Genomic DNA, 26,878 nt, shown 5'->3' on the forward strand with positions numbered 1-26,878 from the left:
ATGGAAGTCGCTACCTCACTCCCACTTACTGCCGCCCAGCACTCAATCTGGCTCGGGCAGCAGTTGGCCAGCGACAGCGCCGCGTACAACATTGCCAGCCTGCTGCGCTTCGACGGCAAGGTGGATGCGCAGCACCTGGCGGTAGCCCTGAGCCAGGTGATGGACGAGAGCATCGGCCTGCGCGCACAAGTCCAAGAGGCGCATGGGCAGGTACAGCAGCAGATCATTGCCACTTCCGCGTACCCGCTGGCCGAGCACGCCTTTGCCAGCGAAAGCCTGGCACGCCAGTGGATGGCCAGCGACCTGGCGCTCCCCATCGACCTGGGGCAGGGTCCGCTGCTGCAGGCAAGCCTGGTGCGTATCGCCGAACAGCCTGACTGGCTGTACGTGAAGAGCCATCACATCGCCCTGGACGGTGTCGGACTTGGCTTGTTCCTCAAGCGTTGGGCGGCGTTGTACAGCGAACAGGCTGGCCATCCGGTCAGCGCAGCACCACTGGGCGCGCTGAGCAAGGTACTGGAAGCGGAACAGGCTTACCAGGCGTCTCCAGACCACGCCCGCGACCGCGACTACTGGCAGCAGCAAGTCGACAGCAGCCTGACCGTGGCCAGCCTCAATCCGCAGGTCAAGCTGCCCACCAGGCAAGCCCTGCTGCACCGGGGCCAGCTGTCCGAAGCGGCTTTCCAGCGCTTGCGTGAGTGCGCCAGCCAGGCACAGAGCCACTGGCTGCAGGTGCTGATCGGTGCCTTCGGCGCTTTCATCGGCCGCAGTACCGGCCAGCGGGACGTAGTCGTTGGCATTCCGATGATGAACCGCCTGCACACGCAGGCGCATGATGTCCCTTGCACCTTGGCCAATGTGCTGCCTTTGCAGATGCGGATCGACCCATGGACGCGTGTTGGCGAACTGGTTGCAGCAACAGCCAAGTCGCTCGCCAGCATGCGCGAGCACCAGCGCTACCGGGCCGAGGATATCCGCCGCGATTGCAACCTCCTGGGCGAAGGGCGACGCCTGACCGGGCCTCAGATCAATATCGATATCTATTCGCCTGCACTGGTGTTCGGCACGCTTGCCGGTGAAGTCGAGGTGCTCAGTGCTGGCGCTGCCGACGACCTGTCGTTGCTGGTTCAACCCGTTCCGGGCCAGGGGCTGCGGGTTTGCGGCATGGCCAACCCCGAGCTGTACGATGGCAAGGCGCTGGGCACCCACGTCGAGCGTTTCCTTGCTTTCGTCGAGGCGTTCGCCAGCGACGCCGAGCGCCCGCTGGGCCAACTTGCCGCCTACACGCACCAGGTCTGCCCAGCACCGCAACCAACCTGCGAGGCGCACTCGACGCTGCTCGACGGCTTCGCTCACTGGGTTGCCACCACGCCCGAGGCAATCGCACTTACCTTGGGCGAACACGCACTGAGCTACAAGGAACTGGACAGCCAGGCCAACCGCCTGGCACACCTGCTCAAGGCCCACCTGCCGTCCCGCACGGCTTCACCGCAGCGCACCATCGCCCTGTTGCTGGAGCGTTCCCTGGAAACGGTGGTAGCCATCCTGGCCGTACTCAAGTGCGGTGCGGCCTATGTGCCCCTGGACCCCGACGCGCCGCAAGAACGCCTGGCCGGCATTATCGAAGAATGCGCCGCCGAGTTCATGCTATGCGGCGAGGCCACCGTGGCGAAAGCCCGCAGCCTGCAACCCGACAGCCAGCTGCTGAGCATCGATGCCCAAACCACCGTGCAGGCGCTGCAGGACACGCCGGACATGCCCCCGGCGGGCGCTCCGCATCCGCACGACAGGGCATACATCATCTACACCTCCGGTTCCACCGGCAAACCCAAGGGCGTCTGCATCAGCCACCATAATGTGGTGCGACTGTTCAGCAGCACCCACCCCTGGTTCGACTACCGCAACAGCGACGTCTGGACAGCCTGCCACGCCTATATGTTCGATGCCTCTGTCTGGGAAATGTGGGGCGCCCTGCTGCATGGTGGGCGTCTGGTGATCGTGCCGGTAGCCACTACCCGTGACCCTCATGCCTTGCTGGACCTTGTGGTACGTGAGCAAGTCACCGTGTTCGGCCAGATCCCCTCCGCGTTCTACCGGTTCATGGAAGCCGAAGCTGATCACCCCGAGCTGGTCGCCCGCATGAAACTGCGCTACCAGTGCTTCGGCGGCGAGCCACTCGACCTCGGCCGCCTGGCGCCATGGTTCGATCTGCCGCGCCCGGCCAACACGCGGTTGCTCAACCTGTACGGCATCACCGAGACCACCATCAACACCTGCCACCGCTTTATCTCTCGCGAGCAGGTGCTGGCCAATGCCGGCAGCCTGATAGGCCGGCCCTACGCCGACATGGATATCCTGGTCCTGGATGATGCTCTGCAACCTGTGCCAGAAGGCGCGCAAGGCGAAATGTATGTCCGTGGCGAAGGCTTGGCCGAGGGCTACCTGGCCCGTCCTGAACTGGATGCCACGCGTTTCGTCGCCGACCCGTTCGGCACTGCGGGGCAACGCATGTACCGCAGTGGCGATGTTGCAATTCGCCTGGCCGATGGCGAGCTGGAATACATCGGGCGTGCCGACCAGCAGGTCAAGCTGCGCGGATATCGCATTGAACTGGGTGAGATCGAAAGCTGCCTGCGGGCTCATGCATCAGTCTCCAATGCCGTGGCCTTGGTTGTCAGCGACCGGGCCAACGATCCACGACTGATCGCCCACGTGGTGCCGGCACCGGGTTATGCCATCGCAGATGTGGACAGCGAAGCATTGCGCGACCATCTGCGCGCCAACCTGCCGGCGTACATGGTGCCTGCGGCGATCGGCGTCCAACAGGCATTTGCCATGACCGCCAACGGCAAACTGGATCGTCGCGCATTGCCAGCCATAGAGGCGAACGCCACACGTCACCTGGAACCGCCGAGGGACAGCCTTGACGAGCAGGTGCTAGCCCATTGGTCGTTGCATCTGGATGTACAACGCATCGGGATGGATGACGACTTCTTCAGCATCGGCGGCGACTCGATCAAGGCCATCGGCCTGTGCCGGGACATGGGCCTGCCCGTACTGCAACTGTTCGAGCAGCCAACACCCCGTGGCTGCGCCGACTACCTGCGGCACAACAGCATGGGCACCGCCGAAACCAGCTGGACACAGGCCATGGGGGCCAGCGCCCGGGCCGACCGAGCCACTTTGCTACTGGTGCCATTCGCTGGCGGTAACGTGTTTGCCTATCGGCAGCTGGTCGAGCAGTTGGGCACCTCGTTCAACTACCTGTGCGTACGCCTGCCGGGCCACGACGTGGTGCGCGCCGACGAACCGTTCGCTGACAACGCCACGATCGCCGCCGGTGTCGTCGCCGAGGTACTGGCCAAGGTGCAAGGGCCGTTGCTGGTCTACGGACACTGTGCTGGCAATGCGCTGGCGCTGGACATCAGCCGGCGCCTGGAGCAGGCCGGCGCCGATCTGCGTGGGTTGACCATTGGTGGCATGCTGCTCGACCTGCATCCTCATGAGGTCGAGCAGCAGGTGGCACAGCGTTCAGGCGAGCAGATCATCGGTTTCCTGCGCGAGTTAGGAGGGTTCAAGGAGGTGCCGGACGCGCAAAGCCTGGCGGCCATTGCCCGAATGACCAAGCACGATGCCGGCCAGACCGCTGCATTCTTCAGCAACGAAGCCAGGGGCCGCGGCACGTTGCGAGCGTCCATCCATGTGATCGTGGGTAGTGCCGATCCATTGACCCCGGACTACGCCAGCCGCTACCTCGATTGGCAGGCCTACAGTCCGAAGGTGTCTCTGGATGTGATCGAAGGCGGCGGCCACTACTTCGTCAGCGAACAGCCAGAGGCGCTCGCCCAGGTGCTGTTGCGCCACAACGCGGCCCTGGCGAAGCCCCAGGCACGGCGGGCGCAGCATGTGCTGCGTGATTTCCACAACCCGTTCGATGCCGCGCATGGCCAGTTCCTGCTGCTGCGCAACGGTGCCTTGCAGCCTTCGCTGTGGCCAACCTTCAGACCGTTGCCGGCTGGCTGGCAAGTGGTGTTCGGCCCGGCTTCGCGCCAGCACTGCCTGGACCACCTGCACAACCACGCCCTGCCAGAGCCCCCCTCACTGCCAGGTCTGGATGCGCCCTACTGGCCGGAGCGCTTCGAGCGCTATTACCGTCAGCAAGGCGCCTGGACCGGGGAAACCCTTGATGCCTGCATAACCCGCCATGCCCGCCTGACCCCAGGGCAGGTCGCGGTGGTAGATGGGGAACGCCGCGTCACCTACGCAGAACTTGACCGCCGCTGCAACCAGCTCGCCGATGGCATCACCCGCCTCGGGCTGCGACCTGGCGACCGCATGGTGGTGCAGCTGCCCAATGTGCTGGAGTTCATCGAGACCACCTTCGCACTGTTCCGCTTGGGCGTGGTCCCGGTATTCGCCTTGCCCACCGATCGGCGCAACGAGATCACCCACATCGTCCAGGCCAGCAAGGCGGTGGCCTACATGATCAAGGACCACGCCGTCGGTTTCGACTATCGGGAGATCGCCCGTGAACTGTGCAACCTTGCCGGCCCGGTTCGTCACGTGATCGTGCTGGGCGATGCGGCAGAGTTCACGCCGTATGCCAGCCTGTATGGCCGGGACCTGCCGGTACCGCCCCGCGACAGCCGCGCACCGGCGCTGATCACGTTGTCCGGCGGCAGCACCGCCATGCCCAAGCTGATCCTGCGCCGGCACGACGATTATCTCTACAGCATCCGTGCCAGTGCGAAGATTTGCCAGTTGGGCCCGCAAAGCGTCTACCTGTGCGTGCTGCCGGCAGGGCACAACTTCACCCTGAGTTCTCCCGGTTTCATCGGCACCCTGCTCGCAGGCGGCCGGGTAGTGATGCAGGCCGATCCCAGCGGCTCGGCCTGTTTTGCCAGCATTGCTCGCGAAGCGGTGACTTTCACCGCCCTGGTCCCGAGCCTGGCGCAAGCCTGGTTGCACGCGCCACGCCAGCACGACCTTGGCAGCCTGCGCTTCCTGCAAGTTGGCGGCGCACGCCTGAGCGATGACGTTGCGGCGCGTCTGACCGACAGCTTCGCATTCACCTTGCAGCAGGTTTATGGCATGTCCGAAGGACTGGTTTGCTATACCGACCTGGCTGGCGACCCTGACCAGCTACTGCACACCCAGGGGCGGCCGATGAGCCCGCTGGACGAACTCCTGGTGGTCGATGATGACGACCAGCCGGTTGCCGTCGGGCAACCAGGGCATCTGCTGGTACGGGGGCCGTACACCATTCGCGGCTATCTCGACGCGCCTGAGCATAACAGCCGGGCCTTCACTGCCGACGGCTTCTATCGAACCGGCGATGTGGTCCGCCTGCGTGCGGACGGCTGCCTTGTCGTCACTGGCCGCCACAAAGACCAGGTCAATCGCGGCGGCGAAAAAATTGCCGCCGAGGAAATCGAGGGCCACCTGCTGGCCCACCCCGGGGTGTTGGAGGCGGCGGTGATCGGCGTACCCGATCCGCACCTGGGCGAACGCTCGTGCGCCGTGCTGGTCGCCACACCCGGCCTGGGCTGCGACACCGACTTGCTCAAGGCTCACCTGCAGGCACGCGGTGTCGCGGCACAGCGCATTCCCGACCAGTTCCATTGGCTGGCGAGCCTGCCCAAAACCACCCTGGGCAAGACCGACAAGAAGGTGCTGCGCCACCAATTCGCGGCGTGACCCGCCCTTTACGCTTTCAAGGAAACTCCGATGGCAATTCCACAGATCGAGCATTACCCGGTTCCCAGCCACGTCATGCTGAACCGTCCAGCGCTGCCCTGGACGCCAGCACCCGAGCGGGCGGCGCTGTTGATCCATGACATGCAGAACCACTTTCTCAAGCCCTATGCCTCTCAGGCTTTCGTCGACGCCCTGGTACAGCGCATCCAGGCCCTGCGCTCTGCATGCCATGCCCGCGGCATCCCGGTGTTCTACACCGCCCAGCCCGGTGATCAGACGGTCGAATCGCGCGGTCTGTTGTGCGACTTCTGGGGCCCGGGGCTGGCCGAGGACGGGGTCAGCCCTGGCATCGTTGCCGGCCTGGCGCCCGACCCTCAGCGTGACGTCATACTGGTCAAGCACCGCTACAGCGCCTTCGCCCGCTCCGATTTGCTCGAACGCCTGCAGCTGGCAGGGCGCGACCAGTTGATCATCTGCGGGGTCTACGCACACATTGGCTGCCTGACCACTGCCACCGATGCCTTCATGGCGGACATCCAGCCATTCGTGGTGGCCGACGCCCTGGGTGACTTTTCCTTGGCGCGTCACCAATTGGCACTCGAGCACATGGCGCACTGCTCGAGCGTTGTGCTGTCGACGCAGCAGCTGCTCAATGCGCTCGCCCCGGCACAGGTGAGCCACGATATCCCCGGCGATATCGCCCACTGCCTGGCGCTGCCTCTGGAACGGGTGGCCGCAGTGGATGACCCGGTCGAACTTGGCCTGGACTCGGTGCGTCTGCTGATGCTGTTCGAAAAATGGCAACAGGCGGGCCTGCCGGTGAGCTTTCTGGAACTGCTCGAACGCCGCAGCATCCGCGCCTGGGTACAGCTGATCGAGCAGCGCCTGCAGGCACGGGCCAGTGGGGGTCCGGCATGAAGCGTTTCGCCGGAAAATCCGTCATGGTAACCGGTGCTGCGAGTGGCATCGGTGCCGCAGTGACCGGGCACCTGCTCGCCGAGGGCGCCACGGTGATCGCCCTGGACTGCGACAGCTCTGGCCTGGAGGCACTGGCTGCGGGGCTGGGCTCTGACAAGCTCAAGCTTCATGTGGCCGACATTACCGACCGCCAGCACATCACGAGCCTAGTCAGCCGCATCGACGGGCATTACCCACTCGACGGGCTGGTCAATGCGGCAGGCGTCATGGAGTCGGGCCCCTTCGAGCAGTTGTCGGCGCAGGCCTGGCTGCGGCTGTTCGAGGTCAACGTGCACGGCACCTTCCACGTATCGCAGTCCGTTTCCCGCGGCATGCTGGCAAGGCGCCGCGGGGCCATCGTCAGCGTTGCGTCCAACGCCGCCACCACGCCGCGGGTGAACCTGAGCGGATACTGCGCCTCGAAAGCCGCCGTGGCCATGCTCACCCGCTGCATGGGCCTGGAGCTCGCCAGGCACGGTGTGCGCTGCAACGTGGTATCGCCCGGTTCTACGCGTACCCCGATGCTGCACCAACTGGCCGGCCACGACGAAACCCTGGACCGGCGCATGGTCGAGGGCGACCTCGGCCTGCATCGCATCGGCATCCCGCTTGGCAAGATTGCCGAACCCCAGGACATCGCTGCCGGTATCGCTTTCCTGCTGTCGGACGATGCCAACCACATCACCCTGCAAGACCTGGTCATGGACGGCGGCGCCACCTTTGGTTGAGTGCACGCCATGGATATTGCGAGGCAGATTGCCATGAATTCAACGTTTTCGTCCCTTGCCAGGTGCGCGTCCGGACACGCGCAAGCGGCACAAGGCAAGGCCTGCGGCGAGCCCTTGGGCCAACTTCTGGAAAAAGTCCTGGCAGGTGAGGCCCTCATTCAGTGGATCGAGCTGCCAGCCGATGCGCGCGTCGATCGCCAGGCGCTCGAGATGACCAGCCGGCGTTTGCGTCGTTACCTGCAATGGATGATCGGTGGCCCGGTATTGACGATCGTGCACGCCAGCCTGCCGCAGGCCAGCGAGCTGCAAGGCCTCGGCGAGTGCTACCTGGCCATTGGGGCTGCCGGTCCTGGCCCGGCTAGCCAGCTCAGGCTGTTCGACCACCAGCTGCAACCAGCCTGGCCGCAGACATTGGCCCTGCCGCTCGCCTTGGCTGTGCACGGGCTCAGCCCGGCACAGATCGCCCAGCGGGTTGCCGAGGCCAACCCGGCGCAGCCGCGCGGGACTGCGCTGCTGCTGTGCGATACCCCACCGCGACACGACGGCAGCCTTTGGCTGTTCGACCCTTGTGACAACCTGCACGACCTACGCAGCGCCACGCAGCCAGGCAGCCGCCCACACGGCCTGGTACACCGCTGGCACGTCACAACCGACAGCGCGTCCTCGCCCACACTGCCTGCCCCGATCGGCTTCGAACGGGACCTGCAGCTCTGCAGCCATCTGGCCCAGGCATTCAAGGAGCCAATTTGCGCATGATCAGCCATTTCGACTTTCCCCTCCCTGTGCCTGCGCTCGGGGTACACGACACCGGCACGGCCCTGCTCGCCGAAATGAGCCGTGCCTTCCCGGAACTTGCCGAGCAGTTCAGTTGCGTGTTCAGCGAACATACCGACGGGCATGACCGCTCGCTGGTCGGTCTCGGCAACCGGTATCGTCTTCGCGCCACGCGCGAACCGCAGGCACTTCGTATCGACTGGCTCGACCACGACCGCGTGCTATGCCGCGACACGCTGCACATGGACGACCAGCAGTCGTTTCACGAACAGCTGTTCAAGGGCGTGGCACAGTTCTGGAAGATCGTGAGCAGCAGCTCGCCAGCCCTGGCTGGCCTGCCTCGCGACGTTCCCCTGCTGGGTGGCTGGCGCTGCGCCACGCACCCGGAACGTCTGCACGAGCCCCTGATCATGACCATACCGACCCTGTTCCTGTGGGTAGAGCCTGAGCGTATCAGCGGGGCGACCTTCGATACCGGGCTGTGCCAACAGATTGCACGTATCGTGGACCAACTGGCTCCGCGCACCTACCCGGCATTGCCGGCAGTCAGCCGCTGCGAGCTGATCCCACCGTGCAGCAACTATGTCGACAACCTGCTGGACCTGCTCGGCGAGATGGCCACAAGCAAAGCGGACAAGGTGGTGATAGGGCGCGAAGTCCGCTTGAGCATGAGCGAGCCGGTAGACCCGCTGCAGTTGCTCGACCAGGTCGCACCGCGGCCCAACCCGCACTACGAATACCTGTTCCGCTGGGACAGCGGACCGGCATGGATCGGTATCTCGCCGGAGACCCTGATACGTACCGATGGCAGCAAGGTGGTCGTGGAGCCGCTGGCGGGAACCCGCAAGAGCTCCGACGAAGCACTCAAGCGCGACCGCTATCGTCAGGAACTGCTGTCGGACAGCAAGGAACTGGAAGAGCATGAAACAGCCGCCCAGCTGTTCCTCGAACAACTTCAGCAGGTTTGCCAACCGGGCTCGCTCGACGTGCGCGAATCCAGAAATGTTATCGACCTGGGGTATGTACAGCATCTCAAGAGCCGCATTGAAGGCGAACTGGCGAGTGGCTCGAACGTGTTCGATGCGCTGGCGGCCGTCTACCCACCTGCGACCATCTGGGGCAAGCCGCTGGACGTGAGCGGCGAGCGCATCCGCCGCTTCGAATACATCGATCGAGAGTTTTTTACTGGCGGCCTGGGTTACCTCACCCTGGGCAGCCGGTGCAACTTCGCGCTGGCGATCCGAACCGCCAAGGTGACCGCAGCGCAGGTACATGTCTTTGCCGGCAGCGGCATCGTCAAGGCCAGCGACCCCTACCGCGAATGGCTGGAGACCAGCAACAAGATGAAACCGTACCTGCAAAATGGCGCCTGGTCATATGAAGGGTGATAACGTTGCAGAACCCTTGCTCAGGAGCGAGCAAGGTCCTCTACACCGGCGCCTTGGCGCCAACGTCAAACTACATGGACAGCAAACAACATGATTTCTATCGCTCTACCGGATGGCAGTCGCAAGGAATTCCCGGAGCCGCTCAACGTCCAGCAACTGGCAATGTCCATCGGCAGTGGCCTGGCAGCCGCAACCCTCGCGGCAAAGGTCGACGGGCGCCTGGTTGACGCCTCGTACCTGCTGACTGGCAATACCACGGTCGAGATCGTCACAACCAAAAGCGAGGACGCACTGGAAATCGTCCGCCATTCCACCGCACACCTGATGGCCCAAGCCGTGCAGCGCCTCTACCCAGGTACCCAGGTCACCATCGGCCCGGTGATCGACAATGGCTTCTACTACGACTTCGTGGCCGAACGCCCTTTCAACCAGGATGATCTGCCGTTGATCGAGGCGGAAATGCACCGGATCGTCGACAGCCGCCTGGAGATAAAACGTCGGGAGCTGCCGCGCCAGCAGGCCATTGACCTGTTCACCAGCCTGGGCGAGTCGTACAAGGTGAAGATCATCGAGGACATTCCCACCGGCGAAACCCTCTCTGTGTACCAGCAGGGTGAGTTCACCGACCTTTGCCGCGGGCCTCATGTGCCGGATACCGGCAAGCTCGGAGCATTCAAGTTGATGAAGGTGGCCGGCGCCTACTGGCGGGGTGATTCCAGCAACGCAATGCTCAGCCGCATCTACGGCACAGCCTGGTTGAATGACAAGCAGCTCAAGGCTTACCTGTCGCAGCTGGAGGAAGCGGAGAAGCGCGATCACCGTAAGCTGGCCAAGCAGTTCGACCTGTTCCATCAACAGGAAGAAGCGCCAGGAATGGTGTTCTGGCACCCCAAGGGCTGGGCGATCTGGCAGACGGTAGAGCAATACATGCGCAAGGTGTATCGCGACAGCGGTTACCAGGAGGTGCGCTCCCCGCAGGTGGTGGACAGCTCGCTGTGGCGCCGCTCGGGGCACTGGGACAACTACAAGGAGAACATGTTCGTCACCGAATCGGAGAACCGTCAGTACGCCCTCAAACCCATGAACTGCCCAGGGCATATCCAGATCTTCAAGTTCGGCCTGCGCAGCCACCGCGAGCTGCCGATTCGCTATGGCGAATTCGGCGGTTGCCACCGCAACGAGCCCTCGGGGGCCCTGCACGGCATCATGCGGGTGCGCGCCTTTACCCAGGACGACGGGCATATCTTCTGCACCGAACAGCAGATCGAATCGGAAATCCGCACCTTTCATCACCAGGCACAGAAGGTCTACCGGGCATTCGGCTTCGAGGACGTGGCAGTGAAGATCGCCCTACGCCCCGAACCCGGGAAACGCCTGGGCAGCGACGAAGTCTGGGACAAGGCCGAAAACCAGCTGCGTTCGGCATTGTCCGCCTGCGGCGTGACCTGGGAAGAGCTGCCAGGGGAAGGGGCCTTCTACAGCCCCAAGATCGAATACCACCTGCGCGATGCCATCGGCCGCGAATGGCAGGTTGGCACCATCCAGGTCGACTATCACATGCCCGACCGCCTGGGTGCCGAATATGTCGACGAACACTCGCAGCGCCGTCGCCCGGTCATGCTGCACCGGGCAATTGTCGGCTCGCTCGAGCGCTTCATTGGCATCCTCATCGAACACCATGCTGGCGTCTTTCCCACCTGGCTCGCACCGGTCCAGGCCGTGCTGCTGACCGTGACGGATGCACAGAATGGCTACGCCGAGCAGGTCCGCCAGCAATTGCGCGAGCGAGGCCTGCGGGTCGAGGCTGACCTGCGCAACGAGAAAATCGGCTACAAGATCCGAGAAAGCACGCTGCAGCGTGTGCCGTACCTGCTGGTAATCGGTGACCGCGAGAAAGACAGCGGCACGCTCGCCGTACGCAGCCGTGCTGGCGACGACCTCGGCACGCTCAGCGTCGACGACTTCGCCAGCCTGCTGGCCCGGGACACCTTGGTGGATTGACCTTGCCGCCACGGGCTCGGAAGGTAAAGAGCCCGTGGCCAACCCAGGCATGACCTGTTTGGAACGGATGCTGAACACTGGAGGTCGCAATGCCCAAAGCCCGAACCCGATAACGCGTCAAGTCCGCCTCACCCCCTCGCACCCTGCCTCGCAGCCCCTCGCATGCGCGGCCTGGCCGTGCCTGTTTCAGAACGACAACCAGGATGTCAGACATGAGCACCATTGCCCTTTCGCGTTCGTCCACTCTCGACTCTGCAGCCGCGGCCGTGGATCCCGTCATCCAGACACTGCCCAGCGCCTACATGCTAAGAACCGCACTGCCACTGGACGGGCAGTTGGCGCAACAAATCCACAGGCAGCGCCAGCAAATCCGAGCGATTGTCCATGGCCACGATCCGCGCTTGCTGGTGATTACAGGCCCCTGTTCGCTGCATCACGGCCCGGCGGCCGTAGAGTATGGCGGCAGACTGGCCGACCTCGCCGACGAGCTGCGAGACCGCCTGCTGATTGTCATGCGCGCCTATGTGGAAAAACCACGCACAACCGTCGGCTGGAAGGGCCTCATGTACGACCCGGATCTCAACGGCAGCGACGATATGCAGGCTGGGCTGGAGCTATCCAGGTCGCTGATGCTCGAACTGGTCGGGCTCGGCCTGCCACTGGCCAACGAGATGCTGCAACCCATGGCCGCCCATTACTTCAGCGACCTGCTCAGCTGGGTCGCGATAGGCGCCAGGACCAGCGAATCACAGATCCACCGTGAGCTTGTCAGCAGCCTGGATGTTCCCGTCGGTTTCAAGAATGGTACCGATGGCAGCCTGGGGGTGGCCTGCGATGCCATTTGCAGCGCCGCCCACCCGCACCGCTACTTCGGCATTGATCTGCGCGGCCGCCCGGCGCTGATCAGGAGCGCTGGCAATACCGACAGCCACCTGGTGTTGCGGGGCGGGCGCAACGGCGCCAATCACCATGTGGAGGCGATTGCACAGGCCCGCGCCCAGCTGGTGGCGGCAGGAGTCGCCCCACGTTTGCTGGTCGATTGCAGCCACGCCAACAGCGGCAAGGACTATGCCCGCCAACCCCAGGTTCTGGAGGAAGTGCTGGCCCAGCGACGTGCGGGCAATCGTGATCTTTTCGGCATCATGCTGGAGAGCAATCTGCACCCAGGCCGACAGGACTTGTCGACGCATCTGCGCTATGGCGTTTCCATCACCGACGGCTGCCTCGGCTGGGACGAGACCGCCACGCTCTTGCGCCGCGCCGCCGATCTGGCCTGACAGGGCCACTGCGCGGCCAGAAGTACTTGCCGGCATTCGTCAAGGCACCCACGGCGGTGCCTTTTTTTCATCTGCAGAAACGCTTTACATGCTGCCAATTCATCAGGTTAGAATCGATTGGCACGCGACTTGCGAGTCAAGTCCTCTTTTCGCAACACCCCGGAGTACCTGCCTTTGGATGCAAGCACCATCAACAGCCTGTTCCTGATCGGCGCATTGCTGGTGGGCGCAAGTATTCTGGTCAGTTCGCTGTCGTCGCGCCTGGGCATCCCTATCCTGGTCATCATCCTTGCCGTCGGCATGGTCGCCGGGGTCGATGGTGGCGGCATTATCTTCAACAACTACCCGACCGCCTACCTGGTGGGCAACCTGGCGCTGGCCGTGATCCTGCTCGACGGCGGCCTGCGCACGCGGGTGGCGAGCTTCCGCGTAGCGCTGTGGCCGGCGCTGTCGCTGGCCACCATCGGCGTGATGATCACCACCGCCCTCACCGGCCTGGTCGCCGCCTGGCTGTTCGACCTGAGCCTGATCCAGGGCCTGCTGATCGGCGCGATTGTCGGCTCCACCGACGCCGCGGCGGTGTTCTCGCTGCTCGGTGGCAAAGGCCTGAACGAGCGGGTCACCGCCACCCTGGAGATCGAGTCGGGCAGCAACGACCCGATGGCGGTGTTCCTCACCGTCACCCTGATCGACATGATCGCCAGTGGCCAGACCGGTCTGCACTGGAGCCTGCTCACCCACCTGCTGCGCGAATTCGGCATCGGCGGGCTACTGGGCCTGGGTGGCGGCTGGCTGATGCTGCAACTGGTCAACCGCATAAAGCTCGCTGGCGGCCTGTACCCCATCCTGGTGATCGCCGGTGGCCTGGTGGTGTTCTCGCTGACCAACGCCCTGCACGGCAGCGGCTTCCTTGCCGTGTACCTGTGTGGCCTGGTGCTGGGTAACAGGCCGATCCGCAGCCGCCACGGCATCCTGCACATGCTCGACGGCATGGCCTGGCTGGCGCAGATCGGCATGTTCCTGGTGCTGGGGCTGCTGGTCACGCCACACGACCTGCTGCCCATCGCCCTGCCGGCGCTGGGCCTGGCGCTATGGATGATCCTGGTGGCGCGCCCGCTGTCGGTGGTCGCCAGCCTGCTGCCGTTCAAGGCCTTCCACGGCCGTGAAAAGGCCTTCATTTCCTGGGTCGGCCTGCGCGGCGCGGTACCGATCATCCTCGCGGTGTTCCCGCTGATGGCCGGCCTGCCGGATGCCCAGCTGTTCTTCAACCTGGCCTTCTTCATCGTGCTGGTTTCGCTGCTGGTGCAAGGCACCAGCCTGCCGTGGATGGCCAAGCTGCTGAAAGTGACGGTACCGCCAGACCCGGCGCCAATCTCCCGCTCTGCCCTGGAAGTGCACATCACCAGCGAGTGGGAAATGTTCGTCTACCGCCTGGGCGCCGAAAAATGGTGCATCGGCGCCGCCCTGCGCGAGTTGAAAATGCCCGAAGGCACGCGAATCGCCGCGCTGTTCCGCGGCGAGCAGTTGCTGCACCCCTCGGGCAGCACCGTGCTGGAAGTCGGTGACATGCTCTGCGTGATCGGCCACGAGCACAACCTGCCGGCCTTGGGCAAACTGTTCAGCCAGGCGCCACAACGTGGCCTGGACCTGCGTTTCTTCGGCGACTTCGTGCTCGAAGGCGATGCCGAACTGGGTGCGGTGGCAGCGTTGTACGGCCTGAAACTCGACGGCCTGGACGCGAAAATGCCGCTGGCCCAGTTCATCCGACAGAAGGTCGGAGGCGCTCCAGTAGTAGGTGACCAGGTCGAATGGCATGGCACGATCTGGACCGTGGCCACCATGGACGGGAACAAGATCCAGAAAGTAGGCGTCAGATTCCCCGAAGGAACGCGACCCGGACCAGGATTGTTCCTCTAAACTTCGTTTGCCTGATTCACAAGTAGTCTGCCTATGTCCCTGCGCGCGTACCTCCGCACAGCCCTGCTCGGGCTGTGCCTGTCTCTCTCTTTTGCAGCCACTGCGGCAGAAGCCCCGACCACCGCCAGCATCCAGAACAGCCTGGACAAGATCGCCGAGCGCAAGCTGCCCGAGGCCGAGCAGAAAGCCCTGCAGCAGGTGCTGGAGCAAACCCTCAGCCTGCTCGCCGGCAAGGAAGACAACGAAAAGAAACTCGCCGCGCTGAAACAGCAGCTGGCCGGTGCGCCGAAAGAAACCAGCGACAGCCAGCGCGAACTGGCCAGGCTCAAGGAAAGCAAGCCACAGCCGGTGGCCCAGCGATACGCCGCCCTCAGCGTGCCGCAACTGGAGCAGATGCTCAGCGAACGCAGCACCCTGCAGGGCGAGCTGCAGAAGGCGTTGTCCGAAGCCAACAGCCTGATCATCAACTCGCAGACCCGCCCGGAACGCGCCCAGGCCGAAATCAGCAACAGCCAGGCGCGCACCCAGCAGATCAACAACATCCTCAAGACCGGCAAAGACGCCGGCAAACCGATCAACGCCGACCAGCGCAACCAGTTCAATGCCGAACTGGCCTCGCTCAACGCGCTGACCCTGCTGCGCCGCCAGGAGCTGGCCGGCAACAGCCTGCTGCAAGACCTGGGCAACGCCCGCCACGACCTGCTGATCGAGCGCGCCGCACGTCTGGAGCAGGAAATCCAGGACCTGCAGACCCTGATCAACGACAAGCGCCTGGCCCAGTCCCAGGAAGCGGTCACCCAGCAGTCGATCGAGGCCCAGAAAGCCGGTGGCAGCAGCCTGCTGGCCACCGAAAGCGCGGTCAACCTCAAGCTCTCCGACTACCTGCTGAAAAGCACCGACCGCCTCAACGAACTGACCCAGCAGAACCTGCGCACCAAGCAGCAGCTGGACAGCCTGACCCAGGCCGACCAGGCGCTGGACGAGCAGATCAACGTGCTCAAGGGCAGCCTGTTGCTGTCGAAGATCCTCTACAAGCAGAAGCAGACCCTGCCGCACCTGAAGGTCGACCGTGACCTGGCCGACCAGATCGCCGACACCCGCCTGTACCAGTTCGAGGTCAACCAGCAACGCGAGCAGATGAGCAGCCCGGTCACCTACGTCGACAAGCTGCTGGCCGCCCAACCGCAGGAAGAGGTGACGCCACAGCTGCGCAAGGCCCTGCTGGAAGTGGCGATTACCCGCAGCGACCTGCTGGAGCGGCTGAACCGCGAGCTGTCGGCGCTGCTCAACGAATCCATTACCCTGCAGCTCAACCAGAAGCAGCTGCTGGGCACCGCCCAGAGCCTGCGCACTACCCTCGACGAGCAGATGTTCTGGATCCCCAGCAACAAGCCGCTGGACTGGGACTGGCTGCGCTATGTGCCGGAGCGCCTGGCCGACCAGGTGGCCAACCTGCCGTGGGGCTCGGGCCTGAAGGAACTGGGCGATGGCCTGAGCCAGCGCCCGTTGCTGTTCCTGCCGCTGCTGCTGGTGATCGGCGCCCTGCTGTGGCGGCGCAAGTACCTGTACCAACGGCTGGGCAAGGTGCATCAGGACATCGGCCACTTCCGTCGTGACAGCCAGTGGCACACGCCCCAGGCGATCCTCATCAACATCCTGCTGGCGATGCCGGTCAGCCTCGCCCTGGCCCTGTGCAGCTACGCCCTGCAGATCGACGCCCGCGGGCAGAACGCCAACCTCGGCGCCGCCCTCTGGCAACTGGCCCAGGCCTGGCTGGTGTTCTACACCGCCTACCGCATCCTTGCCCCAGGCGGCGTGGCGGAAATCCACTTCCGCTGGCACAAGCCGCAGGTCGAGTTCCTGCGCGGCTGGGTGCGCCGCCTGGGCACCGTGGTACTGGCACTGGTCGGGGTGGTGGCGGTGGCCGAGCATCAGCCTTCGGCGCTGGCCGATGACGTGCTGGGCATCGGCGTGGTGCTGGCCTGCTATGCACTGATGGCCTGGCTGCTCAGCCGCCTGCTGCTCAGCAGCCCCGCGCACCGCGACACCTCGCTGTTCCGCAAGGCCGTGGGCGTGGCCTTCACCGCGCTGCCCATCGCCCTGTTCGTGGCCGTGTGCTTCGGCTACTACTACACCGCGCTGAAACTTACCGACCGGCTGATCTATACCCTGTACCTGCTGCTGTTCTGGCTGGTGATCGAAGCCGCATTCGTGCGTGGCCTGTCGGTGGCGGCGCGGCGCCTGGCCTACCAGCGCGCGCTGAGCAAGCGGGCGGCAGCCAAGGAAGGGCTGGATGGCGAAGTCATCACCGAAGAACCCACGCTGGACATCGAACAGGTCAACCAGCAGTCGCTGCGCCTGATCCGCCTGGCCCTGCTTGGCGGCTTCATCGCCGGCCTGTACTGGGTGTGGTCAGACCTGATCTCGGTGTTCGCCTACCTCAACAACTTCGTCCTCTACGAATACACCAGCGGTACCGGCGCCACCGCCAGCATGGTGCCGATCAGCCTGGGCGACTTCCTCGGCGCGCTGGTCATCATCGGCATCACGTTCGCGCTCGCCCGCAACTTGCCCGGCCTGCTCGAAGTCCTGGTGCTGTCGCGGCTCAACCTGGCCCAGGGCAGTGCGTACGCCACCACCACCTTGCTGTCCTATGTCATCGTCGGGGTCGGCATCGTCAGCACCCTGTCCACCCTCGGGGTGAGCTGGGACAAGCTGCAATGGCTGGTGGCCGCGCTGTCGGTGGGCCTGGGCTTCGGCATGCAGGAGATCTTCGCCAACTTCATCTCCGGCATCATGATCCTGTTCGAGCGCCCGGTACGGATCGGCGACACCATCACCATCGGCAACCTGTCCGGCACGGTGAGCAAGATCCGCATCCGCGCCACCACCATCACCGACTTCGACCGCAAGGACATCATTGTCCCCAACAAGACCTTCATCACCGGCCAACTGATCAACTGGTCGCTGACCGACACGGTCACCCGGGTAACGCTGAAGCTGGGCATCGACTACGGCTCCGACCTGGACCTGGTGCGCGATCTGTTGCTCAAGGGCGCCCATGAAAACCCACGCGTACTCAAGGACCCGGAGCCGCTGGTGTACTTCCTCAACTTCGGCGAGAGTTCGCTGGACCACGAGCTGCGCATGCACGTACGCGACCTGGGCGACCGCAACCCGACGCTGGACGAGATCAACCGCTACATCAACCGTGAGTTCAAGGCGCACAACATCAAGATCTCGGTGCGCCAGGTCGAGGTGTACCTGATGGACCCCAAAGGGGGCAAGCAGCAGCTGATTCCACTGGAACAACCGAAATCGGATGGCACTCGGCCTGTGTGAGTGGACTCCATAGAGCATGAACGCCCAGAATGCCTGCGAGGGCTTCGCCCTCGATCGCCGGCAAGCCAGCTCCCACAGGGACCGTGCCGCACCCAGGCCCTGCACATCCCCTGTGGGAGCTGGCTTGCCGGCGATGGGCCGCAAAGCGGCCCCTAGGTACCGACTTCCAGGAGCAGCCCGTGAAAGCCCTCGACCAACTCACCTTCGACAATCGCTTCGCCCGCCTGGGTGATGCGTTCTCCACCCAGGTCCTGCCCGAACCCATCGCGGATCCGCGCCTGGTGGTAGCGAGCGAGTCGGCCATGGCCCTGCTCGATCTCGACCCAGCCCAGGCCGAGCAGCCGGTGTTCGCCGAACTGTTTGGCGGCCACAAGCTGTGGGAGGAAGCCGACCCACGGGCGATGGTCTATTCCGGCCATCAGTTCGGCTCCTACAACCCGCGCCTGGGCGATGGCCGTGGCCTGCTGCTGGCCGAAGTACTCAACGACGCCGGCGAGCACTGGGACCTGCACCTCAAGGGCGCGGGACAGACGCCCTACTCGCGTATGGGCGACGGCCGCGCCGTGCTGCGCTCCTCGATCCGCGAGTTCCTCGCCTCGGAGGCCCTGCACGCCTTGGGCATTCCCAGCAGCCGGGCGCTGTGCGTGATCGGCTCCAGCACCCCGGTGTGGCGCGAAACCCGCGAAAGCGCGGCCATGCTCACCCGCCTGGCGCAGAGCCATGTGCGCTTCGGGCATTTCGAATACTTCTATTACACCAGGCAACCAGAACAGCAGCGGGTGCTGATCGACCATGTGCTGGAGCAGCACTATCCGGAATGCCGCGACGCCGAACAGCCCTACCTGGCCATGTTCCGCACCATCGTCGAGCGCAATGCCGAGCTGATCGCCCGCTGGCAGGCCTATGGTTTCTGCCACGGGGTGATGAACACCGACAACATGTCGATCCTCGGCATCACCTTCGATTTCGGCCCGTACGCCTTCCTCGACGATTTCGACGCCAACTTCATCTGCAACCACTCCGACGACCGTGGCCGCTACAGCTATGCCAACCAGGTGCCGATCGCCCACTGGAACCTCAGTGCACTGGCCCAGGCACTGACCACGGTGATCGAAGTGGAGCCGCTGAAGGAGGCGCTGGGGCTGTTCCTGCCGCTGTACCAAGCTCATTACCTGGACCTGATGCGCCGCCGCCTGGGCCTGACCACGGCCGAGGACGACGACATGGCGCTGGTCGAGCGCTTGCTGCAACGCATGCAGAGCGGTGGCGTGGACTACAACCTGTTCTTCCGCAAACTGGGCGAACAACCGGTGGCCGAGGCCCTGAAGGTGGTGCGCGACGACTTCATCGACCTGGCCGGTTTCGATGCCTGGGGGGCAGACTACCTGGCCCGCTGCGAGCGCGAAGCCGGTAATGCCGAAGGGCGGCGTGAGCGCATGCATGCGGTGAACCCGCTGTATGTATTGCGCAACTACCTGGCGCAGAAAGCCATCGAAGCGGCTGAAGCGGGGGATTACAGTGAAGTGCGGCAGTTGCACCTGGTGCTGAGCAAACCGTTCGAAGAGCAGCCCGGCATGCAGGCCTACGCCGAGCGCCCACCGGAATGGGGCAAGCATCTGGAAATCAGCTGTTCATCTTGATCTGATGGTTGCTGTACTGGCCCCATCGCCGGCAAGCCAGCTCCCACAGGGACAGCGCCACACCTGAGGCAAACGGTCCCCCTGTGGGAGCTGGCTTGCCGGCGATAGGGCCCGAACAAACAACACAAGGAATTGATATGTCCGAACCACTGGTAATCCCCTGCCCTCACTGCAACGGCCTCAACCGCCTGCCCGCCGAACGCCTGGGCGACGCCCCCAAGTGCGGCCGCTGCAAACAGGACGTGCTGCTGAGCACCCCCTTCGAACTCACCGAGGCCAGCTACGCCAGCCAGATCAAAGGCGACCTGCCGCTGCTGGTCGACATCTGGGCCGACTGGTGCGGCCCGTGCAAGTCCTTCGCCCCCACCTTCGAACAGGCCGCCCGCCAACTGGCCGGTCGCTGCCGCCTGGCCAAGCTCGACAGCGAAGCCAACCGCAACCTGGCCGGGCAACTGGGCATCCGCTCGATCCCCAGCCTCCTGCTGTTCAAGAACGGCCGTGAAGTCAGCCGCCAGGCCGGGGCGTTTCCGCTCCAGTCGTTGCTGGAGTGGTTGCGTAGCCAGGGGGTCTAAGCGTTCTCTTCGAGCAGCGAATGCAACTCGACAAACTGCTGAGTCAGCTTGTGCCGCGGCTCCAGGTGAATCAGCGGCAGGCTGGCATGGTGCGATTCACGCATTTTCACCGAACTGCCCAGGTACACCGGTAGCACCGGCAGGCCTTCGGCTAGCAGTTCGTCGAGCATCTGTTGCGGCAGGCTGGCGCGGGACTGGAACTGGTTGACCACGATACCCTCGACCAGCAGGTCTTCGTTGTGGTCTTCCTTGAGCTCTTCGATCTCGGCCAGCAGGCCATACAGGGCCTGGCGCGAGAAGCTGTCGCAGTCGAAAGGAATCAATACGCGATCGGCGGCGATCAGTGCGGAAACCGCATAGAAGTTCAGCGCTGGCGGGGTATCGATGTAAATGCGCTCGTAGTCCTCGTCCAGTTCGTCGAGCAACTTGCGCAGCTTGTTGATCTTGTGCTTGGCCTCAAGCTTCGGCTGCAGATCGGCCAGTTCGGCAGTGGCGGTGACCACGTGCAGGTTGTCGAACGGGGTTTCGTAGATATCGACCTTGTTCTTCTTGCTGAACGGCCCGCTGGACAGGCTCTGCTTGAAGAAGTCGGCGATGCCCATGGGGATGTCCTCGCCGGTGAGGCCGGTGAGGTACTGGGTCGAGTTGGCCTGGGCATCCAGGTCGATCAACAGGGTCCGGTAGCCTTCATTGGCACTGACCGCCGCCAGGTTGCAGGCGATACTCGACTTGCCCACGCCACCTTTCTGATTGAACACCACGCGCCGCATGATTGACCTCCGTGTATCAACGAATGCCCGAGTATGTGGCGCCGCTGCGGCAATGGCCAGTGCCATTTGCCCGCAGCAACAGTCTTGCACTGCCTGTCCTGGCCCTATCGCCGGCAAGCCATGCGCATCCCCTGTGGGAGCTGGCTTGCCGGCGATAGGGCCCGATCAGGCAACTACACTGCCCCCGTCAGCCACCAGCCCCGTGAGCAACTCGGCAAATGCCCGGGCCATCGCCGACCCACCACGCTCGCGCTGCACCAGCCAGACCGCCGACATCGCCCCTTCATCCAGCAGCGTGCGATAAACCACCCCCTCGATGCGCATGCGCTGGAACGACGCCGGCAGCACCGACACCCCAAGCCCCGCCGACACCAGGCCAATGATGGTCATCGCCTCCCCCGCTTCCTGGGCAAAATGCGGGCTGAAACCCGCCTGGCGCGCCAGGCTCAGCAACTGCGCATGCAAGCCACTGCCATAGCTGCGCGGAAAGAACACAAACGGCTCATCGGCCAGGGCAGCCATGTGCACGCCATGTTCCGTGCCTTCGGCCAATGGGTGCGAGGCATTGATCACCGCCACCAGCGGCTCGCGAAACAGTTCAGTGGCGACCAGCCCTTCCGGCAGCGGCATCGGCCGCATCAGCCCCACTTCGATGGACTCGTCGAATACGCCTTCGGCGACATCGCGGCTGCTCATTTCCTTGAGGTTCAGGTGCACCGCCGGAAAGTGCTGGCGAAAGGCGTGGATGGCCTTGGGGATCTTCGAGGTGAACGGTGCCGACGAAGTAAAGCCGATCTTCATCTCCCCCAGCTCCCCCAACTGCGCGCGCCGAGCCACATCGGCGGCCTTCTCCACTTGCGCCAGCACCTGGCGGGCTTCCTCGAGAAACAGCCGCCCCGCCTCGCTCAGCTCGACCCGACGGTTGGTACGCTCGAACAGCCGGGCCCCCAGCTCCTGCTCCAGCGCCTGGATCTGTTGGCTCAAGGGTGGTTGCGAAATGCCCAGTTGCTGGGCGGCGCGGCCAAAGTGCAGCTCTTCGGCCACGGCGATGAAGTAACGCAGATGGCGCAGTTCCATGATCGGCTCCGAACAGGTCGCAAAACGTCTTAAATAGGTCGAACAATATATTGGATCTAATCATTAGCCAGCTATATGCTTTTTTCATTGCGCCAGAGGTACCCGCCCGTGAAAACTGCAGTAGCTCCTCTTCTCGCCGAGCCAGAACCTGCCCCGCTGAACGAAATGTGGATCGAAAAAGGTACCCCTGCGTTCATGAAGACCGTGCTGGCCCTGTTCAGCGGCGGCTTCGCCACCTTCGCCCTGCTCTACTGCGTGCAGCCGATGATGCCGTTGCTGTCGAAGGAATTTGCCATCAATGCGGCGCAGAGCAGCCTGGTGCTGTCGGTCTCCACAGCCATGCTGGCATTCGGCCTGCTGATCACCGGCCCCATCTCCGACCGTATCGGGCGCAAGCCGGTGATGGTGTTTGCCCTGGCCTGCGCCGCCCTTTCCACCCTGGCCAGCGCGGTTATGCCGAGCTGGGAGCTGGTACTGGCCACTCGCGCCCTGGTCGGCCTGTCGCTGAGCGGTCTGGCGGCGGTGGCCATGACCTACCTGAGCGAAGAAATCCACCCGCAGCACATCGGCCTGGCCATGGGCCTGTATATCGGCGGCAACGCCATTGGCGGCATGAGCGGGCGCCTGATCACCGGCGTGCTGATCGACTTCGTCAGCTGGCACACGGCGATGCTGACGATCGGCGGCCTGGCCCTGGTGGCGGCGCTGGTGTTCTGGAAGGTGCTGCCCGAATCGCGCAACTTCCGCCCACGGGCGATGAACCCACGCAGCCTGCTGGATGGCTTCGTCATGCACTTCAGGGATGCCGGCCTGCCCTGGCTGTTCCTCGAAGCCTTCCTGCTGATGGGCGCCTTCGTCACCCTGTTCAACTACATCGGCTACCGCCTGCTGGCCGAGCCCTACCACATGAACCAGGCTCTGGTCGGCTTGCTGTCGGTGGTGTACCTGTCGGGCATCTACAGTTCGGCGCAGGTCGGCGCACTGGCCGACAAGCTCGGCCGGCGCAAGGTGTTCTGGGCCAGTATCGTGGTGATGACGGGCGGCTTGCTGATGACCCTGGCCAACCCGCTGGTGATGGTGATCGTCGGCATGCTGGTGTTCACCTTTGGCTTCTTTGGCGCGCACTCGGTGGCCAGCAGCTGGATCGGCCGCAGGGCTTTGAAGGCCAAGGGGCAGGCGTCGTCGTTGTACCTGTTCAGCTATTACGCCGGGTCGAGCGTGGCCGGTACGGCGGGCGGGGTGTTCTGGCACCAGTGGGGCTGGAACGGCATCGGGCTGTTCATTGGCAGTTTGCTGGCGGTGGCGTTGCTGGTGGCGTTGCACCTGAGCAAGTTACCGCCGAGAACTGCTTGAGGCCTCTTCGCGGGTGAACCCGCTCCCACAGGGACCGCGCTACATCTGGGGGCAGCGCTGTACCTGTGGGAGCGGGTTCACCCGCGAAGAGGCCAGTGGCTCAGTTGATGATCTCGACCATATCCACATCCACCTCCCGGCTCATCAGGTGCTTCTCCACCTCACCGGTCAGCTTGACCTTGGTCTTGTCGTTGAACGGCGTCGGCGGCAGGTCTTCATCATCGATTTCAACGGTGATGGTGCCGGTGTTGTCCTTGAACTCGTACTTGTCGTCGTTGTTGATCTTCTTGGTCACGAAACCCTGCAACACCACCGGGGTGTCATCGGCAGCATCGTTGGCCGCGGCAACGGTGGTAACCGACTGGGCACCGGGGCCGGTATAACCGGCAGCCAGGGTGGCAGTGCTGAACAAGGGGGCGAGGATCAACGCAAGATAACGTGCTTTCATGAGGATCAGGTCCTGTTTCGGTTTCGATGGGACCAGATTAACGACGATCGCTGAATTAAAACTTAATGCAACAAAAAGCCCGGCACATGGCCGGGCTTTCGTGTTCAGCGATCAATTCACTGATGGTACTGCGCCGACAGCTCATGCACGGCGTTGATGAACACGCCGGCGTGCTCCGGGTCGACTTCCGGGGTAATGCCATGGCCCAGGTTGAACACATGGCCTGTACCGTGGCCGTAGCTGGCCAGGATGCGCGCCACTTCCTGGCGGATGGCCTCGGGCTTGGCGTACAGCACGGTCGGGTCCATGTTGCCCTGCAACGCCACCTTGTCACCCACGCGGCGGCGGGCATCGCCGATCTCGCAGGTCCAGTCCAGGCCCAGCGCGTCGGCACCGGCTTCGGCGATGCTTTCCAGCCACAGGCCGCCGTTCTTGGTGAACAGGATCACCGGCACCTTGCGCCCTTCGTGTTCGCGGATCAGGCCGCTGACGATCTTGCGCATGTAGGCCAGGGAGAACTCCTGGTAGGCCGCCGCCGACAGGTTGCCGCCCCAGGTGTCGAAAATCTGTACGGCCTGGGCACCGGCGAGGATCTGGCCGTTGAGGTAGCTGGTGACCGACTGAGCCAGCTTGTCCAGCAGCAGGTGCAAGGCTTGCGGGTTGTCGTAGGCCATGGCCTTGGTCTTGCGGAAGTCCTTCGACGAGCCGCCTTCGACCATGTAGGTGGCCAGGGTCCATGGGCTGCCGGAGAAGCCGATCAGCGGCACGCGGCCGTTCAGTTCGCGGCGGATGGTGCTGACCGCGTCCATTACATAGCCCAGATCCTTTTGCGGATCAGGGATCGGCAGCGCTTCGATGTCGGCCGGGGTGCTGATGACCTTCTTGAAACGCGGGCCTTCGCCGCTTTCGAAGTACAGGCCCAGGCCCATGGCATCGGGGATGGTGAGGATGTCCGAGAACAGGATCGCTGCGTCCAGCGGGTAGCGGTCCAGCGGCTGCAGGGTGACCTCGCAGGCGAACTGCGGGTTCATGCACAGGCTCATGAAGTCACCGGCCTTGGCGCGGCTGGCGCGGTACTCCGGCAGGTAGCGGCCGGCCTGGCGCATCATCCACACCGGGGTAACGTCTACGGGTTGCTTGAGCAGTGCACGCAGGAAACGATCGTTCTTCAGGGCAGTCATGTCGGCATCCGGAAAAATAGTGCGGGCATTTTCTCAGAGGCCAGCGCAAAAGGCACGGTCAAGGCCATGCGTTTTGTCTATTGGATGCCATGGATCAAGGATTTTTGTATACAAAAATGCCGTTGGGGCTGCTTTGCAGCCCATCGCGACGCAAGGCCGCTCCCACATGAGGAATGCATTTCCCCTGTGGGAGCGGCCTTGTGTCGCGAAAGGGCCGCGAAGCGGCCCCGACAATCGATCAGACTTCCAGGTAGTCCAGGATACCCTCAGCAGCAGTGCGCCCCTCGAAGATAGCCGTCACCACCAGGTCCGACCCCCGCACCATGTCGCCACCGGCAAACACTTTCGGGTTGCTGGTCTGGTGCTTGAACTTGCCCTTCTCCGGAGCCACCACGCGGCCCTGGCTGTCCAGCTGGATACCATGCTGCTCGAACCACGGCGCCGGGCTTGGGCGGAAGCCGAAGGCGATGACCACGGCATCGGCCGGCAGGATCTCTTCGGACCCCGGGATCGGCTCCGGGCTGCGGCGGCCACGGGCATCCGGTTCACCCAGGCGGGTCTCGACCACCTTCACGCCTTCGACCTTGTCCTCGCCGACAATGGCGATAGGCTGGCGATTGTAGAGGAACTTCACGCCCTCTTCCTTGGCGTTCTTCACCTCACGACGCGAACCCGGCATGTTGGCCTCGTCACGGCGATAGGCGCAGGTTACCGACTTGGCGCCCTGGCGGATCGAGGTGCGGTTGCAGTCCATCGCGGTGTCACCACCGCCCAGCACCACCACCTTCTTGCCCTGCATGTCGACGAAGTCTTCCGGCGACTTCTCGAAGCCCAGGTTGCGGTTGACGTTGGCGATCAGGAAGTCCAGCGCGTCATGCACGCCCGGCAGGTCCTCGCCCGGGAAGCCGCCCTTCATGTAGGTGTAGGTACCCATGCCCATGAACACCGCGTCGTACTCGGCGAGCAGTTGCTCCATGGTCACGTCCTTGCCCACCTCGGTATTCAGGCGGAACTCGATGCCCATGCCGGTGAACACTTCACGGCGGTTGCTGAGCACGGTCTTTTCCAGCTTGAACTCGGGAATGCCGAAGGTCAGCAGGCCACCGATTTCCGGGTTGCGGTCGAACACCACCGGGGTCACGCCGGCACGTACCAGCACGTCGGCACAGCCCAGGCCGGCCGGGCCGGCGCCGACGATGGCGACGCGCTTGCCGGTTGGCTTGACCTTGGACATGTCCGGGCGCCAGCCCATGGCAAAGGCGGTGTCGGTGATGTACTTCTCCACCGAGCCGATGGTCACCGCACCGAAGCCGTCGTTCAGGGTGCAGGCCCCCTCGCACAGGCGGTCCTGCGGGCATACGCGGCCGCACACTTCCGGCAGGGTGTTGGTCTGGTGCGACAGCTCCGCCGCGGCCAGGATGTTGCCTTCAGAGACCAGCTTCAACCAGTTGGGGATGAAGTTGTGTACCGGGCACTTCCATTCGCAATAGGGGTTACCGCAGCCCAGGCAGCGGTGCGCCTGCTCCACGGACTGCTGCGGCTTGAACGGCTCGTAGATTTCCACGAACTCCTTCTTGCGCTGACGCAGCAGCTTTTTCTTCGGGTCCTTGCGGCCCACTTCGATGAACTGGAAGTCGTTGTTCAGACGTTCAGCCATTTTTCAAAACCTCTTTACCGCAGTTGCCAGCCTCAGGCTGCAAGCTGCAAGACGATCACTTGAGCACGACGGGCCCCGCGCACGGGGCCGTCACTTGCA

General features: G+C 63.9%; 17 protein-coding genes. 12 read left to right on the forward strand and 5 right to left on the reverse strand.

Translation table 11 applies throughout. The features are described from left to right. The 11 genes from FQ664_RS24170 to trxC all read left to right on the forward strand — a co-directional run bounded on the left by FQ664_RS24170 (position 1) and on the right by trxC (position 20,293). Complete coding sequence (locus FQ664_RS24170) at positions 1–5,697, forward strand: amino acid adenylation domain-containing protein (RefSeq protein WP_178091047.1); 5,697 nt, start codon at positions 1–3, stop codon at positions 5,695–5,697. A 30-nt stretch (positions 5,698–5,727) separates the two neighbouring features. Then, complete coding sequence (locus FQ664_RS24175; RefSeq protein WP_144175442.1) at positions 5,728–6,615, forward strand: isochorismatase family protein; 888 nt, start codon at positions 5,728–5,730, stop codon at positions 6,613–6,615. Positions 6,616–6,638: 23 nt separating this feature from the next. Continuing rightward, a complete protein-coding gene (locus FQ664_RS24180; RefSeq protein ID WP_218570415.1) occupies positions 6,639–7,382 on the forward strand; it encodes a 2,3-dihydro-2,3-dihydroxybenzoate dehydrogenase in 744 nt (247 codons plus the stop codon). A gap of 114 nt (positions 7,383–7,496) precedes the next feature. After that, complete coding sequence (locus FQ664_RS24185; protein WP_144175446.1) at positions 7,497–8,138, forward strand: hypothetical protein; 642 nt, start codon at positions 7,497–7,499, stop codon at positions 8,136–8,138. Continuing rightward, positions 8,135–9,544, forward strand: coding sequence for a chorismate-binding protein (locus FQ664_RS24190; protein WP_144175448.1), 1,410 nt, complete (start codon positions 8,135–8,137; stop codon positions 9,542–9,544). Before FQ664_RS24185 ends, FQ664_RS24190 begins: the two co-directional genes overlap by 4 nt. Before the next feature lie 90 nt (positions 9,545–9,634). Next, entirely contained in the window at positions 9,635–11,545 is a 1,911-nt protein-coding gene (gene thrS / locus FQ664_RS24195) for a threonine--tRNA ligase (RefSeq protein ID WP_144175450.1), read from the forward strand. Between the two features lie 212 nt (positions 11,546–11,757). After that, the gene (locus tag FQ664_RS24200) at positions 11,758–12,822 is read left to right on the forward strand and encodes a 3-deoxy-7-phosphoheptulonate synthase (protein WP_144175451.1); all 1,065 of its coding nucleotides are present in this window, start codon (positions 11,758–11,760) and stop codon (positions 12,820–12,822) included. Between the two features lie 174 nt (positions 12,823–12,996). Then, positions 12,997–14,739 carry a potassium/proton antiporter gene (locus tag FQ664_RS24205; RefSeq protein ID WP_144175453.1) on the forward strand — a complete coding sequence of 581 codons (1,743 nt, stop codon included), beginning with the start codon at positions 12,997–12,999 and terminating at the stop codon, positions 14,737–14,739. Between the two features lie 33 nt (positions 14,740–14,772). Next, a complete protein-coding gene (gene mscK, locus FQ664_RS24210) occupies positions 14,773–18,081 on the forward strand; it encodes a mechanosensitive channel MscK (RefSeq protein ID WP_144175455.1) in 3,309 nt (1,102 codons plus the stop codon). Between the two features lie 179 nt (positions 18,082–18,260). Next, complete coding sequence (selO, locus tag FQ664_RS24215) at positions 18,261–19,721, forward strand: protein adenylyltransferase SelO (RefSeq protein WP_144175457.1); 1,461 nt, start codon at positions 18,261–18,263, stop codon at positions 19,719–19,721. A 137-nt stretch (positions 19,722–19,858) separates the two neighbouring features. After that, positions 19,859–20,293, forward strand: coding sequence for a thioredoxin TrxC (gene trxC / locus FQ664_RS24220; RefSeq protein WP_013974593.1), 435 nt, complete (start codon positions 19,859–19,861; stop codon positions 20,291–20,293). On the opposite strand, the gene FQ664_RS24225 is transcribed toward trxC, so the two are convergent. Then, entirely contained in the window at positions 20,290–21,063 is a 774-nt protein-coding gene (locus tag FQ664_RS24225) for a ParA family protein (RefSeq protein WP_144175459.1), read from the reverse strand. The genes trxC and FQ664_RS24225 overlap by 4 nt on opposite strands. Positions 21,064–21,228: 165 nt before the next feature. Beyond that, on the reverse strand, positions 21,229–22,140 hold the full coding sequence (locus FQ664_RS24230) for a LysR family transcriptional regulator (RefSeq protein ID WP_144175461.1): 912 nt from the start codon (positions 22,138–22,140) through the stop codon (positions 21,229–21,231). 165 nt (positions 22,141–22,305) lie between these two features. On the opposite strand from FQ664_RS24230, the gene FQ664_RS24235 reads away from it, so the two are divergent. Continuing rightward, entirely contained in the window at positions 22,306–23,493 is a 1,188-nt protein-coding gene (locus FQ664_RS24235) for an MFS transporter (RefSeq protein WP_256676090.1), read from the forward strand. A gap of 100 nt (positions 23,494–23,593) precedes the next feature. On the opposite strand, the gene FQ664_RS24240 is transcribed toward FQ664_RS24235, so the two are convergent. From FQ664_RS24240 to FQ664_RS24250, 3 genes are all read right to left on the reverse strand, one after another. Further along, positions 23,594–23,941: a NirD/YgiW/YdeI family stress tolerance protein gene (locus FQ664_RS24240; RefSeq protein ID WP_144175465.1), complete on the reverse strand. Its 348-nt coding sequence runs from the start codon at positions 23,939–23,941 to the stop codon at positions 23,594–23,596. 116 nt (positions 23,942–24,057) lie between these two features. Beyond that, positions 24,058–25,122, reverse strand: coding sequence for a uroporphyrinogen decarboxylase (hemE, locus tag FQ664_RS24245; RefSeq protein ID WP_144175467.1), 1,065 nt, complete (start codon positions 25,120–25,122; stop codon positions 24,058–24,060). 238 nt (positions 25,123–25,360) lie between these two features. Continuing rightward, positions 25,361–26,779: an FAD-dependent oxidoreductase gene (locus FQ664_RS24250; protein WP_144175469.1), complete on the reverse strand. Its 1,419-nt coding sequence runs from the start codon at positions 26,777–26,779 to the stop codon at positions 25,361–25,363. Positions 26,780–26,878 lie beyond the last annotated feature (99 nt).

Source organism: Pseudomonas persica, from assembly GCF_900291015.1.
Classification (GTDB): domain Bacteria; phylum Pseudomonadota; class Gammaproteobacteria; order Pseudomonadales; family Pseudomonadaceae; genus Aquipseudomonas.

Bases quoted from the DNA above. Each gene is read 5' to 3' on its own strand.
- FQ664_RS24225 (WP_144175459.1), bottom strand. From the start codon at position 21,063: ATGCGGCGCGTGGTGTTCAATCAGAAAGGTGGCGTGGGCAAGTCGAGT.
- FQ664_RS24170 (WP_178091047.1), top strand. From the start codon at position 1: ATGGAAGTCGCTACCTCACTCCCACTTACTGCCGCCCAGCACTCAATC.
- FQ664_RS24235 (WP_256676090.1), top strand. From the start codon at position 22,306: ATGTGGATCGAAAAAGGTACCCCTGCGTTCATGAAGACCGTGCTGGCC.
- thrS (WP_144175450.1), top strand. From the start codon at position 9,635: ATGATTTCTATCGCTCTACCGGATGGCAGTCGCAAGGAATTCCCGGAG.
- mscK (WP_144175455.1), top strand. From the start codon at position 14,773: ATGTCCCTGCGCGCGTACCTCCGCACAGCCCTGCTCGGGCTGTGCCTG.
- FQ664_RS24175 (WP_144175442.1), top strand. From the start codon at position 5,728: ATGGCAATTCCACAGATCGAGCATTACCCGGTTCCCAGCCACGTCATG.
- FQ664_RS24250 (WP_144175469.1), bottom strand. From the start codon at position 26,779: ATGGCTGAACGTCTGAACAACGACTTCCAGTTCATCGAAGTGGGCCGC.
- FQ664_RS24180 (WP_218570415.1), top strand. From the start codon at position 6,639: ATGGTAACCGGTGCTGCGAGTGGCATCGGTGCCGCAGTGACCGGGCAC.
- FQ664_RS24200 (WP_144175451.1), top strand. From the start codon at position 11,758: ATGAGCACCATTGCCCTTTCGCGTTCGTCCACTCTCGACTCTGCAGCC.
- FQ664_RS24190 (WP_144175448.1), top strand. From the start codon at position 8,135: ATGATCAGCCATTTCGACTTTCCCCTCCCTGTGCCTGCGCTCGGGGTA.
- trxC (WP_013974593.1), top strand. From the start codon at position 19,859: ATGTCCGAACCACTGGTAATCCCCTGCCCTCACTGCAACGGCCTCAAC.
- FQ664_RS24230 (WP_144175461.1), bottom strand. From the start codon at position 22,140: ATGGAACTGCGCCATCTGCGTTACTTCATCGCCGTGGCCGAAGAGCTG.
- hemE (WP_144175467.1), bottom strand. From the start codon at position 25,122: ATGACTGCCCTGAAGAACGATCGTTTCCTGCGTGCACTGCTCAAGCAA.
- FQ664_RS24240 (WP_144175465.1), bottom strand. From the start codon at position 23,941: ATGAAAGCACGTTATCTTGCGTTGATCCTCGCCCCCTTGTTCAGCACT.